15 protein-coding genes and 1 pseudogene are annotated in these 15,554 nt (G+C 74.6%); 14 read left to right on the top strand and 2 right to left on the bottom strand.

Features of this window, described 5'->3' with window-relative positions; genetic code table 11:
* Position 1: 1 nt before the first annotated feature.
* The 12 genes from bla (at position 2) to OG332_RS44435 (ending at position 12,825) form a co-directional block, all read left to right on the top strand.
* Positions 2-922 (top strand): class A beta-lactamase, encoded by a 921-nt coding sequence (bla, locus tag OG332_RS44490; protein ID WP_327418780.1) that lies wholly within the window; start codon positions 2-4, stop codon positions 920-922.
* A gap of 125 nt (positions 923-1,047) precedes the next feature.
* Positions 1,048-1,707, top strand: coding sequence for a maleylpyruvate isomerase N-terminal domain-containing protein (locus tag OG332_RS44485; protein WP_327418779.1), 660 nt, complete (start codon positions 1,048-1,050; stop codon positions 1,705-1,707).
* Positions 1,708-1,801: 94 nt separating this feature from the next.
* Positions 1,802-5,206 (top strand): hypothetical protein, encoded by a 3,405-nt coding sequence (locus tag OG332_RS44480; protein WP_327418778.1) that lies wholly within the window; start codon positions 1,802-1,804, stop codon positions 5,204-5,206.
* Between the two features lie 60 nt (positions 5,207-5,266).
* Positions 5,267-5,770: a metallophosphoesterase family protein gene (locus tag OG332_RS44475; protein WP_327418777.1), complete on the top strand. Its 504-nt coding sequence runs from the start codon at positions 5,267-5,269 to the stop codon at positions 5,768-5,770.
* A gap of 223 nt (positions 5,771-5,993) precedes the next feature.
* Positions 5,994-6,845, top strand: coding sequence for a CAP domain-containing protein (locus OG332_RS44470; RefSeq protein WP_327418776.1), 852 nt, complete (start codon positions 5,994-5,996; stop codon positions 6,843-6,845).
* Between the two features lie 188 nt (positions 6,846-7,033).
* On the top strand, positions 7,034-7,582 hold the full coding sequence (locus tag OG332_RS44465; RefSeq protein ID WP_327418775.1) for a hypothetical protein: 549 nt from the start codon (positions 7,034-7,036) through the stop codon (positions 7,580-7,582).
* 267 nt (positions 7,583-7,849) lie between these two features.
* Complete coding sequence (locus OG332_RS44460) at positions 7,850-8,614, top strand: thioredoxin family protein (protein ID WP_327418774.1); 765 nt, start codon at positions 7,850-7,852, stop codon at positions 8,612-8,614.
* Between the two features lie 5 nt (positions 8,615-8,619).
* Positions 8,620-9,228 (top strand): TlpA family protein disulfide reductase, encoded by a 609-nt coding sequence (locus tag OG332_RS44455; RefSeq protein WP_327418773.1) that lies wholly within the window; start codon positions 8,620-8,622, stop codon positions 9,226-9,228.
* Positions 9,225-10,013, top strand: a complete 789-nt coding sequence (locus tag OG332_RS44450) for a cytochrome c biogenesis CcdA family protein (protein WP_327418772.1) — start codon at positions 9,225-9,227, stop codon at positions 10,011-10,013. Before OG332_RS44455 ends, OG332_RS44450 begins: the two co-directional genes overlap by 4 nt.
* A gap of 73 nt (positions 10,014-10,086) precedes the next feature.
* On the top strand, positions 10,087-10,665 hold the full coding sequence (locus OG332_RS44445; protein WP_327418771.1) for a hypothetical protein: 579 nt from the start codon (positions 10,087-10,089) through the stop codon (positions 10,663-10,665).
* Between the two features lie 25 nt (positions 10,666-10,690).
* Positions 10,691-11,413 (top strand): response regulator transcription factor, encoded by a 723-nt coding sequence (locus OG332_RS44440; protein WP_327418770.1) that lies wholly within the window; start codon positions 10,691-10,693, stop codon positions 11,411-11,413.
* The gene (locus OG332_RS44435; protein WP_327418769.1) at positions 11,410-12,825 is read left to right on the top strand and encodes a HAMP domain-containing sensor histidine kinase; all 1,416 of its coding nucleotides are present in this window, start codon (positions 11,410-11,412) and stop codon (positions 12,823-12,825) included. Before OG332_RS44440 ends, OG332_RS44435 begins: the two co-directional genes overlap by 4 nt.
* A 53-nt stretch (positions 12,826-12,878) precedes the next feature.
* Here the strand turns inward: OG332_RS44435 and OG332_RS44430 are convergent, their stop codons facing one another.
* Entirely contained in the window at positions 12,879-13,484 is a 606-nt protein-coding gene (locus OG332_RS44430) for a LysR family transcriptional regulator (protein WP_327418768.1), read from the bottom strand.
* Positions 13,485-13,529: 45 nt separating this feature from the next.
* The gene (locus tag OG332_RS44425; protein WP_327418767.1) at positions 13,530-14,264 is read right to left on the bottom strand and encodes a MerR family transcriptional regulator; all 735 of its coding nucleotides are present in this window, start codon (positions 14,262-14,264) and stop codon (positions 13,530-13,532) included.
* An 87-nt stretch (positions 14,265-14,351) separates the two neighbouring features.
* Here OG332_RS44425 and OG332_RS44420 point away from each other — a divergent pair, with 87 nt between their 5' ends.
* Both OG332_RS44420 and OG332_RS44415 read left to right on the top strand, forming a co-directional pair.
* Positions 14,352-14,975 (top strand): putative immunity protein, encoded by a 624-nt coding sequence (locus OG332_RS44420; RefSeq protein ID WP_327418766.1) that lies wholly within the window; start codon positions 14,352-14,354, stop codon positions 14,973-14,975.
* Positions 14,972-15,500 (top strand): annotated as a pseudogene (locus tag OG332_RS44415) (putative immunity protein). The gene OG332_RS44420 and the pseudogene OG332_RS44415 overlap by 4 nt, the downstream one beginning before the upstream one ends.
* The last annotated feature ends 54 nt before the right edge of the window (positions 15,501-15,554 follow it).

Genomic DNA, 15,554 nt, shown 5'->3' with positions numbered 1-15,554 from the left:
CGTGGAGCAGACCCGTCGAGGATTACTGGCTCTGGGGGCGGGGGCGGCGCTGACCGCGGCCTTGCCGGCGGGCGCGGCGCGTGCGGCGTCACGCGGCGGGAACAGCGGGGACGGCAGGGACGCCGAGGTCGTCCGGCAGCTGCGCGGGCTGGAGCGCGAGTACGGCGCGCGGCTGGGGGCGTACGCCCGGGACACCGCCACCGGCAGGACGGTGCTGTACCGCGCCGACGAGCTGTTCCCCATGTGCTCGCTGTTCAAGACGCCGGCCGTAGCGGCCGTGATGCGGGATCTGGACCGCGACGGCGAGTTCCTCGCCCGGCGCATCCACTACACGCAGGACGACGTCACGACCGCGGGCGGCGGCTCGGTGACGGAGCGGCCCGAGAACGTCGCCGGCGGGCTGACGGTGGCCGAGCTGTGCTCCGCGGCCATCGCCCAGAGCGACAACGCCGCCGCCAACCTGCTGCTCCGCGAGCTGGGCGGCCCCACCGCGATCACCGCCTTCTGCCGTTCCCTCGGGGACCGTACGACGCGGCTCGACCGGTGGGAGCCTGAGCTGAACTCGGCCGAACCGTCGCGGGTGACCGACACGACCAGCCCGCGGGCCATCGGGCGGACGTACGGGCGGCTCGTGCTCGGAGACGCGCTGGTCCCGCGGCACCGGGAGCACCTGACGCGCTGGCTGCTGGCCAACACGACGAGCGGAGACCGGTTCCGGGCCGGGCTGCCCGCCGACTGGGTGATCGGGGACAAGACGGGCACCGGATCGTACGGGACCAACAACAACGTGGGCATCGCCTGGCCTCCGGGGCGGCCGCCGGTGGTGCTGGCCGTGCTGACCACCAAGCCGGAGGCTTCCGCGCCCCGTACGGACGCGGTGGTCGCAAGGGCCGCCAAGGCGCTGGCGGCGGCGCTCGCCTGACGGCCCGGCGGACGCGTCCAGGACCGCCACCGCTGCCACCGCCGCCGGCGTGACGGGCGATCGTGTCGGTCGCGGCGGGAACCAGGAGCGGGAGGTCCACGGCCGGGGGCTGCCAGCTTGCGGCCGTGGACCTCTTCTCACGCTCCTGGCCAGCGTTGCGCACGGCGGTCGCCGAACTCCGTGACGAGGACTTCGCATGGCCGTCCGGCTGCACCGGGTGGCTCGTGCGGGACCTGGTGTGCCATCCGGTCATCGATGCCCAGGACGTCCCGATCACCCTCGTCACCCCCGCCGATACGCAGCCCACGCGCGACGCGGTGACCTACTGGAACCTCGTCGAGGCCCCGAACGGCGAGGACCCGCTCGACGCGCTGACCGTCCGCCTCGCCGCCGCGTACGAGGAGCCGTGGCTGCTCAAGTTCCACCTCGACGACGTCGGTTCCGCCGCCGGCCGGGCCGCCGCACTCGCGGATCCCGCGGTCCGGGTCGGCACCCGCGGCGAGGTGCTCACCACGGGCGACTACCTCGCCGCGTACGTCCTGGAATGGACCCTGCACCACCTCGACCTGATCGCGCACCTCCCGGACGCGGCGGAACCGCCCGCCGAGGGCCTCGCCCGGTCACGCGAGCTGCTGGAGAGGATCGCCGGCGCGGCCTTCCCCCCGTCGTTCTCCGACGAGGACGCGCTGCTGATCGGCACCGGACGCCGGGCCCCGACCGACGCGGAGAAGGCCGAACTGGGCGGGTCTGCCACACCACTGCGCCTCCCCCTCGTCCTCGGCTGACCCGGATCCGCCGCACGCCGGTCCGGGCCCGCACCGATGCCCCCGCCGATATTCGGTAGGAGTCGCGGACGGGTGTCTGTGACAATCCGTCCCGATGATCACCACCGTCGAACAGCTGCTCTCCGCACTCGACTCCCTCCCGCACAAGGCCCGCCTGCGGCACGCCGCCGTCACCGCGCACGCGCTGGCCGCCCGCGGCGAGCTCCGGCCGCTGCTCACCGCACTCGACCGGCTCGGCCCGTACGAACGGCGGCTCGGCGCGCTCGCCGCGCTGGCCGGGGCGGACACCGACCACCTCGCCGCGCGCCTGGCCGACCCGGACCCGGTCGTCCGCCGCTACGCCTTGCGCGGCGCCCGCGCTGCGGGCGTCCCGGACCGGGCCGTCGAAGCCGCGTACGACGACGCCCCCGCCGTGGTCCGCGCCGACCTCGCCCGGCTGCTGCGCGACGGCAGCCGCCCCGCCCTCGCCGAGCGCCTGCTGCTGCGGCTGCGTGCCGAGCGCGGCGACCGGGACGCGGCCCTGCTGCTGCCGGGCTGCTCCCCGGAGTTCACCGCCCGGATGCTGCCCGAGCTCGCCGGCGCCGTCGCGTTCGAGGGCTGGAGCCTGCTGGCCCGCCGCCATCCGGCAGCCGTGCTCGACCAGGCCGAACGTGACCTCGCATCGCTCTCCCCCGGCCTGCGGGGCAGCTGGTGGCCGCGCCACGCCAACGGGATCGCGGCGGCCCTGCCCGCAGCCCCCGCACGGGTGCTGGACCTCCTCGAACGCCACGGCCCCGGGGACCTGCCCGAGCCGCTGCACGACCGGCTCGCCGACCTCGTCGACTCGGACGCCGAGCGGACCGCCCGCTGGCTCGCCGACCCCGGCCGGCAGAGCATGCGCTGGGAGCGCACCCCGAACCCGGCCGTGCTCCGCCGGCTGGTCGCGGCCGCACCGCCGTCCCTGCACCGGCTCGCCGCCCGCTGGTCCCAGCGGGGCGCCTACGTCACCATGCTGCGCGCGGTGCCGACCGCGGACCGGGCGGAGTTCCACGAGGCGGTCGCCGCCGAACGACCGGGCCACGTCCCGGGCGGCGTCCCCGACGGTGTACTGGCCCTGTTTCCGCAGGCCGAACGGCACGCCGTGGCACGGGCGGACGTCGCGCGGGGCCGCGCCGAACGATGGGCCGCGTTCGAGATCTGGCCCGCCCTCGCCATGCTCCCGCCGGCCGAGGCCCGGCCGGAACTCCTCGACGCGACCGGCTCCGGAGACGCCGACGACCGGGCGTTCGCCTGGCGGCAGGTGGTGTCCAACGCCGAGTACGCGGCGGATCCGGCGGAGGTGGCCGCCGTACTGGACCTGGCCGCGCGCCGGCTGCGCAACGAGCGCGACCCCGTGCGCCGGAGCGCCCTGGAGGCCTTCGCAGCCCTGCGCGCACCGCTGCTCGTGGCGGCCCTCACCGGAACCACGGGCCGGGCCGGCCGCGACGACCTGCAGCGGCTCTGCCTGGACGCCCTGCGCGCCCGCGACTGTTCGCCGGCCACCCGGACCGCCGTCCACACCCTCGCCGTCGCCCTCCTCAACTCCTCGGCCGACGAGGAGCCCCTCGCACTCGCCGTCCACCTGCTGGGGGACCTCACCGCCCGCACCGGCTCGCTCGCACCCGCCGTCCGGCTGGACCGGGCGCTGCGCCACGGCCGCGAACGCGTCGTGCTCGACGCCGTGCGGCCCTGGCTGGACACCGCTGCCGGGCGGGGCGACCACACACCGCTGCTCGCCCTGGTCGAGGCGTTCGGCGACCGGGCGCGCCGGGTCCCCGAGCTGCAGGACCGCCTCGCCGACGGCCTGCGCGACTGCCCCGACGGCGCCTTCGCCGAGCTGGCCGCGGCCTGGTTGGCGGACCCGGCGACGCGGGCCGGGCGGGTCGCCGTACTCCTGGAGCGGGAGCCCTCCGCGGCAGCGCTCGGCCCCGTACTCGACGTGCTCGCCGCCGACCGCACCGACCTGCTGGACCACGCGCTGGCCGACCCGCCGCCCACCGGCCGGTTCCCGGCGCCCGGCACGGTCCGTGCGCTGCCCCGCTTCCGCCGTGCGGACCGGTGGCTGCCCCGCCAGCAACGTGCCGCCGTACGCCTGGCGGAGAGGGCCCTCGCCGACCCGGGCCGGTCCCTGGACGAACGGGCCGTGGTGCTCCGCGAGGCGGCCGGGGTCCCGGGGTACGGGTACGAGCTCGTCCGGCGGTACGGCGGCGCCGACGAAGCGGGGGCGGACCCCGCCGCGCTGGCGGCCGCCGCCGTCGGCGACGCACCGGACGCCGCCCTGCGCCTGCTGCTCGACAGCGCCGGCACGGCCGACGCGGCCGCGGTCTGGGCGGTCGCCGACCAGGTGGCGCTCCGGGTCCGCCCGGACGCCCTCGCCGCCGCGCTGCGCGAACTGCTCACCCGCGAAGGCGGGGTGAAGCTCACCGTCCGCAAGTCGGCGGCGCGGCTCGCAGCCCGCCACCTCCCGCCTCAGGACGCCGCGCGGCTCCTCGCCCGGGCTGCGCTCGGCGCCTCCGCGCACCCGGACCTGCGGACCGCCGCCGTCGCCCTGGCTCCTGCCCTGCTCCCCGCCGAAGCGGCGTGGTCGCTGCTGGAGTCCGCCGTCGCCGACGGCCCGGAAGGCGCCCGCCGCGCCGTGCTGCGCGGCCCGGCCGAAGTGGCTCCCGTACACCGGACCCGTTACGGCCGGCTGGTCACCGATCTGCTCGCCACCGCCGACGAGTTCACGACCCAGAGCGTGTTCTGGGCCCTGGGGGAATGGGCCGCTTACACCCCCGCCGTCACCGGGGCGCTCACGGACATGGTCACCGACCTGACCTCTCCCCTCACCTGGGAGGCCGGCAGGACCCTGCTGGGCATCGCCGGATCGGAGCAGCCCCATCCGGCGGGCGGAGCGGCCCCCGGCAGTGCCCTCCACGAGACGGTCGCCCGGCTGCTGACGGCCATGGCCTCGGAGGACGGCGCGTCGGAGGGCGGCGACGCCGACGGTCCCGAGCAGCCCGCCCGCCATCGGATGCACCACCTCCTCGGCTCGGCCATGGTCACGGTGCCCGGCCGGTTGTGCGCTCCGCTCGCCCGGCAGTTGGCCCCCGAACCGCGGCTGACCGGCCTGCGCGTCTCCCTGCTCGTCCAGGCCGTCGACGCGGCCGCGCCCGAAGCCGAACTGACCGCGGCCTGCCGCGAGCTGAGCGCCGCCGTCGCGGACCGCCCCGCGCTGGCCGGCCGCAGCGCCCAACAGCTGCACCAGCGGCACCACTACGCCTCCCGCACGATGCAGCAGGCGGAAGGGGCGCTGGGGACCGTACGCACCCTGTCCGCCGGGACGCTGCCCGACGGGCTGTTCGCCGTGGCCCTCGCCTCGGCTCTCGGCCCCGGTCTGAACTGGCCGGGGCCCTGGAGAGCCGCCGTCCATGCGCTGCGCCGCCACCGGGACACGGAGGTCCGCGAGGCGGCCGACGCCGTCGACCTCACCGCCAACTGACACCGAAAGCGCGTTCCCGTTCCTCCACAAGGCGGCGGCACCCTCGTCTACGGTGAACCCATGAGGCTGCTGCTGACCTCCGACACGCACGTACCCGCGCGGGCCCGGCGCCTGCCCGAAGACCTGCTGTCAGCCATCGGCGAAGCCGACGTGGTGGTCCACGCCGGGGACTGGACCGACGAGGCCACGCTCGACCTGCTGGAGTCGAAGTCGCGGCGCCTGATCGCCGTGTGCGGCAACAACGACGGGCCCGCCCTGCGCGGCAGGCTGCCCGAGGTCGCCCGCGCCGAACTCGGCGGTCTGCGCTTCGCGGTCGTCCACGAGACCGGCCCGACCGAAGGGCGGGAACGGCGCTGCGCCGCACGTTTCCCCGACACGGACGTCCTGGTGTTCGGTCACAGCCACATCCCGTGGGACTCCACGGCCCCGAGCGGGCTCCGGCTGCTCAACCCCGGCTCTCCGACGGACCGTCGCAGACAGCCCCACCACACCTTCCTGACCCTCACGGTCGCGGACGGCGCCCTGCACGACGTCGTTCTGCACCGGCTGCCCGGGCGGTCCTGAGCCCGCGGGCCGCCGCGTCCAGGACGAGGGTGAGTTCCGCCGCTCGGCAACGCGCGTGCCGGGCCGGCCGAGTTGGGGCGATTGTCCGGCTCATCCCTGTGTTGGCCCTGCGGGTTTCCTTAGGGGAACCTGAAGAACCCCTCCAGCGCGCCCTTTTCGCTGGTCGGCGACCTAGGCTCAGCCGGACTCCCCTCCTCCCCTTCTCCTGTGAGGTGCAACCGTCATGAGCCGCAGCCACACTCCCGAAACGCCGTCCCGCGCCGAGGCGCGACGGAAGAGGACGGTGCGCACGCGCATCGTCCTGTCCGTCACCGCGGCGGCCGCGGCGGTGGCGGTCGGGGTCGCCGTGGCCGACTCCGACGGTGATGCCGGCAGAGACCGGCGGGCCGACGGCGCCGCCGGTGCCTCGGCCGGCACCGCGGGGACCGGTGACGGCGTGGGGACGGCACCCTCCCCTGCCGTCCCCACGCCCACCACCGACGCCACGGCCACGGCGAGCCCGAGCCCGTCCGGCACGCCGGACGCCGGCGCCTCCGAATCCGCCGCTCCGCCGGAGCCCGACACGGCGGAGAGCAGTACTCCGGCCAAGCAGGCGCCGACCCGGGCCGCCGACCCGACGCGCAAGCCCTCCACGACCACGGGCGGCGGTTCCGGGGGCTCGGGCGGTTCGGGGGGCTCGGGCACCGTCAACGGCGATGCCGAGTCCGCGGTCCTCGCCCTGGTCAACAAGGAGCGGGCCGCCGCCGGGTGCGGCGCGCTGAGCATGAACGCCAAGCTGAGCACCGCCGCACGGACGTACAGCGACACCATGGCCCGTAGCGGCGTCATGTCGCACACCGGCCCCGACGGGTCCACCATGACCAGCCGGGTGGAGGCCGCCGGATACGGGTGGTCCCGTCTGGGCGAGAACATAGCCCGGGGTCAGGCCGACCCCGACGCGGTCATGAAGGCGTGGATGAACAGCTCCGGCCACCGGGCCAACATCCTCAACTGCGCCTTCAAGGAAATCGGCATCGGCGTCCACAAGGGCGACGGCGGCCCGTGGTGGACGCAGAACTTCGGCACCCCGAAGTAGCGAGACCCGGAACAGCAAAGCCCCGCGCACGGAACGAACCAGCCGCCCCCCACACACGTCCTCCGACCCGTCCGACGGGTCGGAGGACGTCGGCGTTCACCGGTCGGCGGCGGGCCCGCACACAGGGCTCCGGGCCACTTCGGGGGAGGCGGTGACGAGCCGGCCGGCGGGTCGGTCACTATGGGGCCGTGCCCCGGATCCCGCGTTACCTGTTCATATGGCTGTCGTGCACGGCCACCAGCGTGACCGCCGTGCTCGCCACGGTCCAGTTCGTGGTCGGCTCGACCAGGCATACGCCCCCGGTCGCACGGTCCGCCCCGGTGGTCATCGACACGCCTCCGGCCTGGGAGGCGGGCAGCCCGGCGCCGGTCACACCGTCCGCGTCCGCGAGCCCCTCGCCCACCGTGACGCAGCGTCCGACCCCTTCGGCCGCGAACCCTGCCAAGGCCTCGCCCGGCACCCCCCGGACCACCGCCCCGACGACCGCCGTGGACTGCGAGGAGGGCGGAGCGGGTCTGCACACCGTCCCCTCCACGGGCGGCAAGGTGACGGTGCGGTACGGCAGCCGGGGCGTGTGCCTGATCTCCGCGATCCCCAGCCGCGGCTTCAAGGCCACCACCGCACAGACCTCGGACGACACCCTCACCGTCACGTTCTCCGGCGCCGACCACCGGTCGGTGGTCACGGCGACGATCGTCCCGACGGCGAAGGCGAGCGTCCGCGAATCCTCGTTCTGACGCCGGTCCGTTTTGCACGGTTCGGACTCTCTTGCGCCTTCGTGCGCCACGCTGCGGCGAAACGGAAGGTGAGCGCTTCCTTAGGGCAACCTCAAGATCGTGCCGAGGCGGTTCCCCAGGCCCTGACGGGGCCTATGCTCGCGTCAGCCGAGCGGCCCTCGGCGCCGGGGAACCGCACCCGGCGAACCCCCGGGCCGTCGGTTGCGCCGAGCCGAGAGGCATTCGGCCCTTCCCGCAGTCCGCATCGTGCCTTGGGGTGTCTTCGCCATGACTTCTCGCCTGCTCCGACCCGTTCGCGCCGACCGCCGTACGACGGCGCCCCGCTCCACCGCGCTCCTGGGGACGCGACTGCCCCTGGTCGCCGTCGCCGTGGTCGCGGCGGGGCTGACCGCCGCCTGCGGGCCGGCCTCCCAGCCCGTCGGTTCCGCGGCGCAATCCACGGCCGGACACTCCGCGGAGGCAGCCCTCCCCTCCGCCTCGGAGTCCGCGACCGCGTCCCCCGAGGCCTCCCCGACCGCCTCGGCCTCGCCGTCCGCGTCGGCGTCCGCCACCCCCTCGCGTGCCGCGTCCGGACCGGCCTCTCCCGCCCGTACGTCCGCCAAGCCGGCCCGCACGTCCGCCGCGCCCGAGCCGGCCCGGATACCCGGACCCGGCTACGACAGTTCCGCCGACGCCCAGAAGCAGATCGAGGCGGCCCTGCGGGCGGCCAAGGCCGACGGGCGGGCGGTACTGCTCGACTTCGGCGCGAACTGGTGCGGCAACTGCAAGGCCGCCGACAAGGTGTTCGCCCAGCCGCAGACCGCGGGGATCCTCGGGGCCTCGTACCACCTCGTCAAGGTCGACATCGGCGGCAACAGCTCCGCCAACTCGGCGCTCCTGCGCAAGTACAGCCCGTCCGGCGGGACGTACACGATGCCCGTACTGGTCGTCGTCTCCCCCTCCGGCACGGTGCGCACCGACACCCACGTCACGGGCAATCCGTCCCTGACCGCGGACGGCATCAACTCCTTCCTGCGCAAGTGGGCGTCATGAGACGAATGAGGCGATCGGTCCGCAGGGCCGTGGTGGTTCCGGCCGGGGCGGGCCTCGTGGTGGCGGCCGGTCTGCTCCTCGCCGGCCTCGTGACGGACGACGGCGGTGCCGGGGCGCCGGACGGCCGGGCGGGCGTGGCCAGGGCCGCCGAGGCGAAGGTCCTGGACCCCGGCGCCCGGCGTGACGCGCCCGCGCTGGCCGGCGACGACCTGGACGGGGAGCCGGTCGGCCTCGCCGGGTTCCGGGGCCACGTCGTCGTCCTCAACGTCTGGGGTTCCTGGTGCGGCCCCTGCCGGGCGGAGGCCCAGGACCTGGCGCAGCTCAGCCGGGAGACCCCGGCCGGGGAGGTCCGGTTCCTCGGCATCAACACGCGGGACCCGGACCGTACGGCGGCCCGGTCGTTCGTACGCGAGCACGGCCTGGGCTTCCCCAGCCTCCACGACCCTTCCGGCGAACTCCTGCTCCGCTTCCCTCCCGAGCTGCTCAACCCGCAGGCGATCCCCTCGACCCTCGTGATCGACCGCCGCGGACGCATCGCCGTCGCCATCGGCGGCGCCGTCACCGAGGAGCAGTTGCGGCCCCTGCTCGCGCGCGTGGTGGAGGAGGAGTCGTGACGGGGACGGCGGCCGTGTACCGGACGCTCGCCCTCGCGGACGCCCCCTCCCTGGTGAACGGCACGCTGGCGATCGCTGCCCCCGTGGCGTTCGTCGCGGGACTCGTCTCCTTCCTGTCGCCGTGCGTACTGCCGCTCGTACCGGGCTACCTCAGCTACGTGACCAGCCTGTCGGTCGCCGATCTGGCGGACGCGCGCGGCGGGCGCCGCAGCCGCATGGCGACCGGGGCGCTGCTGTTCGTCCTGGGCTTCACCGCGGTACTCGTCTCCGGAGGCGCCCTGTTCGGCTACTTCGGCCGTACCCTCCTCGCCCACCAGGAGATGGTCACCCAGGTGCTCGGCGTCTTCACCGTGCTCATGGGGCTGTCCTTCATGGGGTTCCTGCCGGGGTTCACCCAGCGGGAGTTCCGCAGCCACCGGCGCCCCGCTCTCGGGCTCGCCGGGGCGCCCCTGCTGGGAGCGGTGTTCGCGGTCGGCTGGACCCCGTGCATCGGTCCGACGCTGGCCGCCGTCCAGGCGCTCGCGTGGACCGAGGCGAGCGCGGCCCGCGGCGCCCTGCTGATGGCGGCGTACTGCCTCGGGCTGGGCCTGCCGTTCCTCCTGGCGGCGCTCGCGTTCCGGCGCGCCCTGGGCGCGTTCGGCCTGGTCAAACGCCACTACCCGTGGGTGCTGCGGATCGGCGGCGGCATGCTCGTGCTCGTCGGCGTCCTGCTGGCCACCGGGGTGTGGAACGACCTCGTGTACCGCATGCAGTTGTGGAGCGCGAACTTCAGCACGGCCCTCTAGAGCCTTCGTACGCCTCGAAGACGAAGAACCGATCCGATCCCGTGATACGTGACACAGAAGTGCAGAGACGCCCATGAACCTTTCCACGCATGTCAGGCATTCCCGGAAGGCCCGCATCGCGGCCGCCCTCGTCTCCCTGGCCGCGCTCGCGGCATGCGGCCAGCAGCCCGCCAAGGGCCCCGGCGCCGGGGCCGGCACCACCGCGCCCACGACGCGCTTCACCGAGAACGGGGTCACCGTCACCCTCTCGGTCTCCGACTGGCACGCCTCGAAGGGCACCGTCACCGCGGTCTTCACGCCCGAGCGCAAGGGGTTCCACCTCTACAGCATCGACCTGCCGACGACCGGCATCGAGGACGTGGGCCGCCCGACCGCGATGGCCGTCTCGGGGGTCCTCACGGCGGAGGGCAGGCTGACGGCCACCGAAGACGTACGGTCCATCAGCGTGCCCGGTGTCGACGCCCCGGTCCCCGTCTACCCCGACGGCCCCGTCACCACCACCCTGCCGGTCCGCGCCGACGGGGACGGGAACGCGACCCTGCTGCTCGGCTACGCGACCTGCAGCACCCAGGAGGGCTGCACCATCCCGGTCTCCGACCGCCCCGTGCAGCTGCGCGTCACCGGTGACGGCCCGACCTTCGACGCCCACTAGGCGCAGGAGCCCCTAAGGTGTGCCCATGCCGAGCGTCCTGGTCGTCGAAGACGACCCCAGCATCCGCCAGTCACTGATCGAGGTCCTGGCGGAGCACGGGTATGCCGTGCGCAGCGCGGGCGACGGGTTCGGCGCCCTGCGCGAGGTGACCCAGGCGCCCGTCGACGCGGTCGTCCTCGACCTGGGACTGCCCGATCTGGACGGAGGAGACGCACTGCGCATGATCCGCGGCATATCCTCCGTTCCCGTACTGGTGGCCACAGCCCGCGACGACGAGACCGAAATCATCAAGCTCCTCAACGCGGGAGCCGACGACTACCTGGTCAAGCCCTTCTCCGGGGGGCAGCTCGTCGCGCGCCTGTCCGCAGTCCTGCGGCGCACGAGCCACGTCCCGCCGGCCGGTGCCCCGGCGGGCGCACCGGTGGCACCGGCCGCCGAACCGCTGCGCCCCACCACCGTGGGCGAACTGGCCGTGGACCCGGGCGCGCGCACGGCGTACCTGGCCGGCCGGGAGCTCCGCCTCACCCGCCGGGAGTTCGACCTGCTGGCGTTCCTCGCCCACCACACCGGCCAGGTGGTCTCCAAGCGACGTCTGCTGACCGAGGTCTGGCGGGAGCCGTACGTGGACGACCAGACCGTCGACGTGCACCTGTCGTCCCTGCGCCGCAAGCTGGGCGAACGCGCGGCGGCCCCGCGGTACCTGCTGACCGTCCGCGGCGTCGGCATCAAACTGGTGGCGCCGCGTTGAGACGCTCACTTGCCGGAGTGGCGCTCGCCGTGACCTCCATGGTCGCCCTCTCCTTCCTCATACCGCTGGCCGCACTGGTGATGTCGCTCGTCAAGGAGCAGGGCGTCACCGCGGCCGAGCAGCGTGCCGCCGCCCTGGCGCCCGTCCTCGCGCTGACCACGGACCCGGCGGCGCTGCGGGAGTCCGCCGCGAGCCTGGACGCCGCCGAGCACCTGGTGGTCCATCTGCCGGACACCGGGCCCCTCGGCAGTTCCAAGGCCCCCGCGGAACTGCTCGAACGGGCACAGCGGGGACGCGAGTCCATCTCGCAGGAGATTCCGCACGGCTGGATATGCCTGCAGCCCGTGGTGCTTCCCGGGGAGCAGGTGGCCGTCATCGAGAACTTCGTGCCCGAGGAGGAACTGACCCGCGGCGTCAAGGAGTCGTGGGCGGTCATGCTCTTCCTCGCCGTGGGACTGATCGGCGGATCCGTGCTGGTCGCCGACCGCCTCGGCGCGAAGGTCGTCAGGTCCTCGAAGCGGCTCGCGCAGGCATCGCGCGCCCTCGGTCAGGGCGACCTGGACACCCGTGTGGACCCGATGGGCCCCAAGGAACTGCGCGAGGCGGGTGTGGCCTTCAACGCGATGGCCCACCGGATGACCGAACTGCTCGCCGTCGAGCGCGAACTCGTCGCCGACCTGTCCCACCGGCTGCGCACCCCGCTGACCGCCCTGCACCTGGCATCGGAGCGGATGGCAGGCACACCGGAATCGGCCAGGGTCGAAGCGGCGGTCGGCGAACTGGAGACGGAACTCCAGGCCATCATCGCCACGGCGCGCACTCCGCTCGCCGTGGGACCCATGGGCCAGGGCATGCTCGCCGCCGAACCCCTCACGGGCGACCGCGCCGCAGGTACAGGAGCTCCCGGACCCCGCTGCGAGGCGGCCGACGTCGTCCGCCGCCGCACCGCCTTCTGGGCGGTCCTGGCGGAGCAGCAGGACCGGTGCTGTTCCCTCGACCTCACCCAGGAACCCACGGCCGTGGGCCTCTCCGAGGACGACGTCGCCGCCGTGGTGGACGCGCTCATCGGCAACATCTTCCGGCACACCCCGTCCGGGACCCCGTTCGGCGTCCGCGTCGCGCGTACGGCCCACGCCGTGGAGCTGGTCGTGGAGGACGGCGGGCCGGGCATCCCGGACCCGGACCGGGCCCTCTCGCGTGGGAGCAGCACCGGTTCCACCGGGCTGGGGCTCGACATCGCGCAACGGGCCTCGACCGCGACGGGCGGCGCGATGCGCATCACGCGCAGCCCGCTGGGCGGCGCCCACATCACCGTGACGTTCGCGCTGGCCACGCCGTCGCCCACGGGGCGGGGGCCGCGTCTCTCCCGCCGCCGTCCGACCTGGCGGGCCACCCGCCGGCCGCGGACCTGACGCCGAGGACGGCCCGTAGCGGTGGGACGCCGGGGCAGGGGGGTCGCGACGCGTCAGGTGGTCAGGAACGGGTCCAGTGGGCCCGGCCCTCCCCGGAGCCCGGCTCGCGGAGCCGGCTGCGGGTCTCGAAGCCGTCCAGGCGGCCGTGGCACACGGCCTCCCGTGACACCGTGACCCCTCCGCGACCCGCACCCCGGCCCGGGCCGCCAGCGGATCCTCGGCGGGAACGCCGCCGCCACCGGCTCCTCGCCGAGCAGGCACACCGTCAGCCCCGCGGTGTCGAAGGGCAGCCGGGTCAGCGCCAGGTCCACCCGGTCCTCGCGCAGTCCGGCCGAGGGCTCGGGGACGGGCGCCTCGCGCAGCCGGACCCGTACTCCGGGGCACGCGCGCCGCAGCGCGGCCAGAGTCGGCGGTCCGGCCTCCAAGCCGGCGCCCGCGACCACGCCGGGCACGAGAACCCGTCCGGCCTCCGCGGCGCTGACCCGCTCGCGGGTCCGTTCGGCGCGCTCCAGAAGGTCCCGCGCCTCCGCGAGCACCACCTCGCCGGCCGGGGTGAGCCGCGCCCCGGTGGGGACCCGGTCGAAGAGCCGACATCCGGGGTCGGCCTCCCGCTCCCGGATCCGCCGGCTGAGCGGCGGCCGGGCCAAGTGAAGGCGCACTGCCGTCCGGCTTGGAGATGTCGGTGGTCCGGGCATCGGGAAACGTCAGTGGGGTCCGCGCCCCGGGGCTGAGCCGGTTCTCGCCGATCCGTCCAAGGAGTCGAGGTAGGCGGACAGCTGACCGGCGGCGTACAGCTGGGCCGTTCCGCGGGAGGTGAGGTCGCGCCGCCACCCTTCCAGGGTCCTGGCCAGCGCATCGAGGCTGCCCGCGTCGCGGAGTTCTCCGAGGACGGTGGCGATGGCGCCCAGGGGCTGGCCTCCCCGGCGCAGCAGGTGCGCCAGTTCGGCGTCGCGCACGTCCTGCGCGAGGTACCGGCGGTGCCCGCGCCGGTCACGTTGTGGGGTGAGGACTCCGGCGCGTTCCCAGGCGCGCAGGGTGGCCGGGTTGAGCGCGAGGTGGCGGGCGAGTTCACCGGTGCTGTACGGCGTCCGGGTGCCGGCCGCTGCATCCGGGGTGGAGGCTCCGAGGTGTGAGAGCGCCGCTTCGACGGTTCTGAGCGTGTTGCGGTCGCGAGCCAGGAGGGCGTGCCCGGCGTCGACGTACTCCAGTGCTTCGTCGAGCCGGCCGCCGGTGACGGCATGCATGATGCGTCGGCTCGTCGAGTAGCCGAAGGCAGGGACCAGCGCCAGGTAGGCCGCGAGGCCGGCGGCATGAGTGGCGGTGTAGTCCCGGTACCCCGTCCGGCTGCGGTGGGCCGGCGGGAGGATGCCGGCCTCCTCGTAGTTGCGGACCGCCTGCGTGGAGAGGCCATGGCGGCGGGCCAGGTCCACGGGCCGCATGTGACCTCCGTTGAGGGTTTCGACGCGGGTGAGCGGAGAATGCGTCGCAGAGTCTCCACCGGGTGTTCAAGGATACGATTGAGGGTCATGACACAGAGCACGCACACCGTGTCCGGAGACTTCGATCTGACGATGGACGAGCTGCGCGTCGTGGCGCGTTACGTGGTCCGGCACGCAGAGGACGTCCTGTCGGTCTTCGAGCAGGCTGTTCCCGGTGATCCGCGCCCCCGTGCGGCGATCGACGCGGCCTGGGCGTTCGTCAACGGTGCCAACAGGACGAAATTGCAGCGCTCCACTTCCCTCGACGCTCATCGAGCCGCCCGCTCCGCACCCTCCGAAGCCGCGCGGCTGGCCGCGCGATCCGCCGGTGACGCCGCATCGGCCGCATACCTGCACCCCATCGCCCAGGCCGGCCAGGTCGGCCACATCCTGCGGGCCTCCGCGAGTGCGGCGTGCATCGGGGAGATGGAGGCAGGCGGTGATCCCGCGATCGGGGATGCCCTGCTGGAACGGTCGCGGCAGCGTGCGACACCCGTGCTCATTTATGTGCTCTGCCGCTACCCGCCGGCGGCAGGCGGCGGCAGTCGTGTCGCCCGGCTGATGCGCACTCTGGATCATTCCCTGCGCCAGGCGGCTGACCGGCCGACAGGGCACACCGCAGCGAGCGCCCTCCGGCGCGCCGATGTGCGCAGGAGGGAGTGCACGTCATGATCCTCCCGAAGGTCCGCGACCCCCGCTTCGTGACGATCCGCCGTGGTGGGACTCTCACTGATGCGGATCACCGTCTCCTCGCTCTATGGGCTGCCGCCTGTGCAGAGCACGTCCTCGGCCTCTTCGAGTCGGCCCGGCCCGGGGACCCGCGACCGCGTCAGGCGATCGAGCACGCCCGGGCCTGGGCGCGTGGCGAGGTCAAGATGATGCAGGCTCGCGCGGCGGGCGGCCATGCGATGGGGGCAGCCAGAGACCTGCGTGGGGCAGCACGGCATGCCGCGTACGCCGCCGGCCAGGCCGGGGCCGTCGCCCACGTCGCCGCGCACGAGCTCGGCGCGGCCGCCTACGCGATCAAGGCCGCACGTGCAGCGGCAGCGGAAGGCGGGAGCGGAAGGCGGGAGCGAGACCGCAGGACGACTCGAGTGCCGGTGGCAGCGCGATCAGCTCCCGGAGATGATCCGCGAGCTCGTACTTGACGACCAGCGGCTGCGCAACGGCATCTGCTGGTCGGTGTTCGACTGCTGAAGCCGAACCGTGCACGGCCTCTCATGGCCGGCCGGGCGGGGATCGCCGCGCACC

The sequence above is a fragment of the Streptomyces sp. NBC_01233 genome (genome assembly GCF_035989305.1).
In the GTDB taxonomy this organism is placed as follows: domain Bacteria; phylum Actinomycetota; class Actinomycetes; order Streptomycetales; family Streptomycetaceae; genus Streptomyces.
This window is presented reverse-complemented; position numbering and strand designations above follow the sequence as displayed.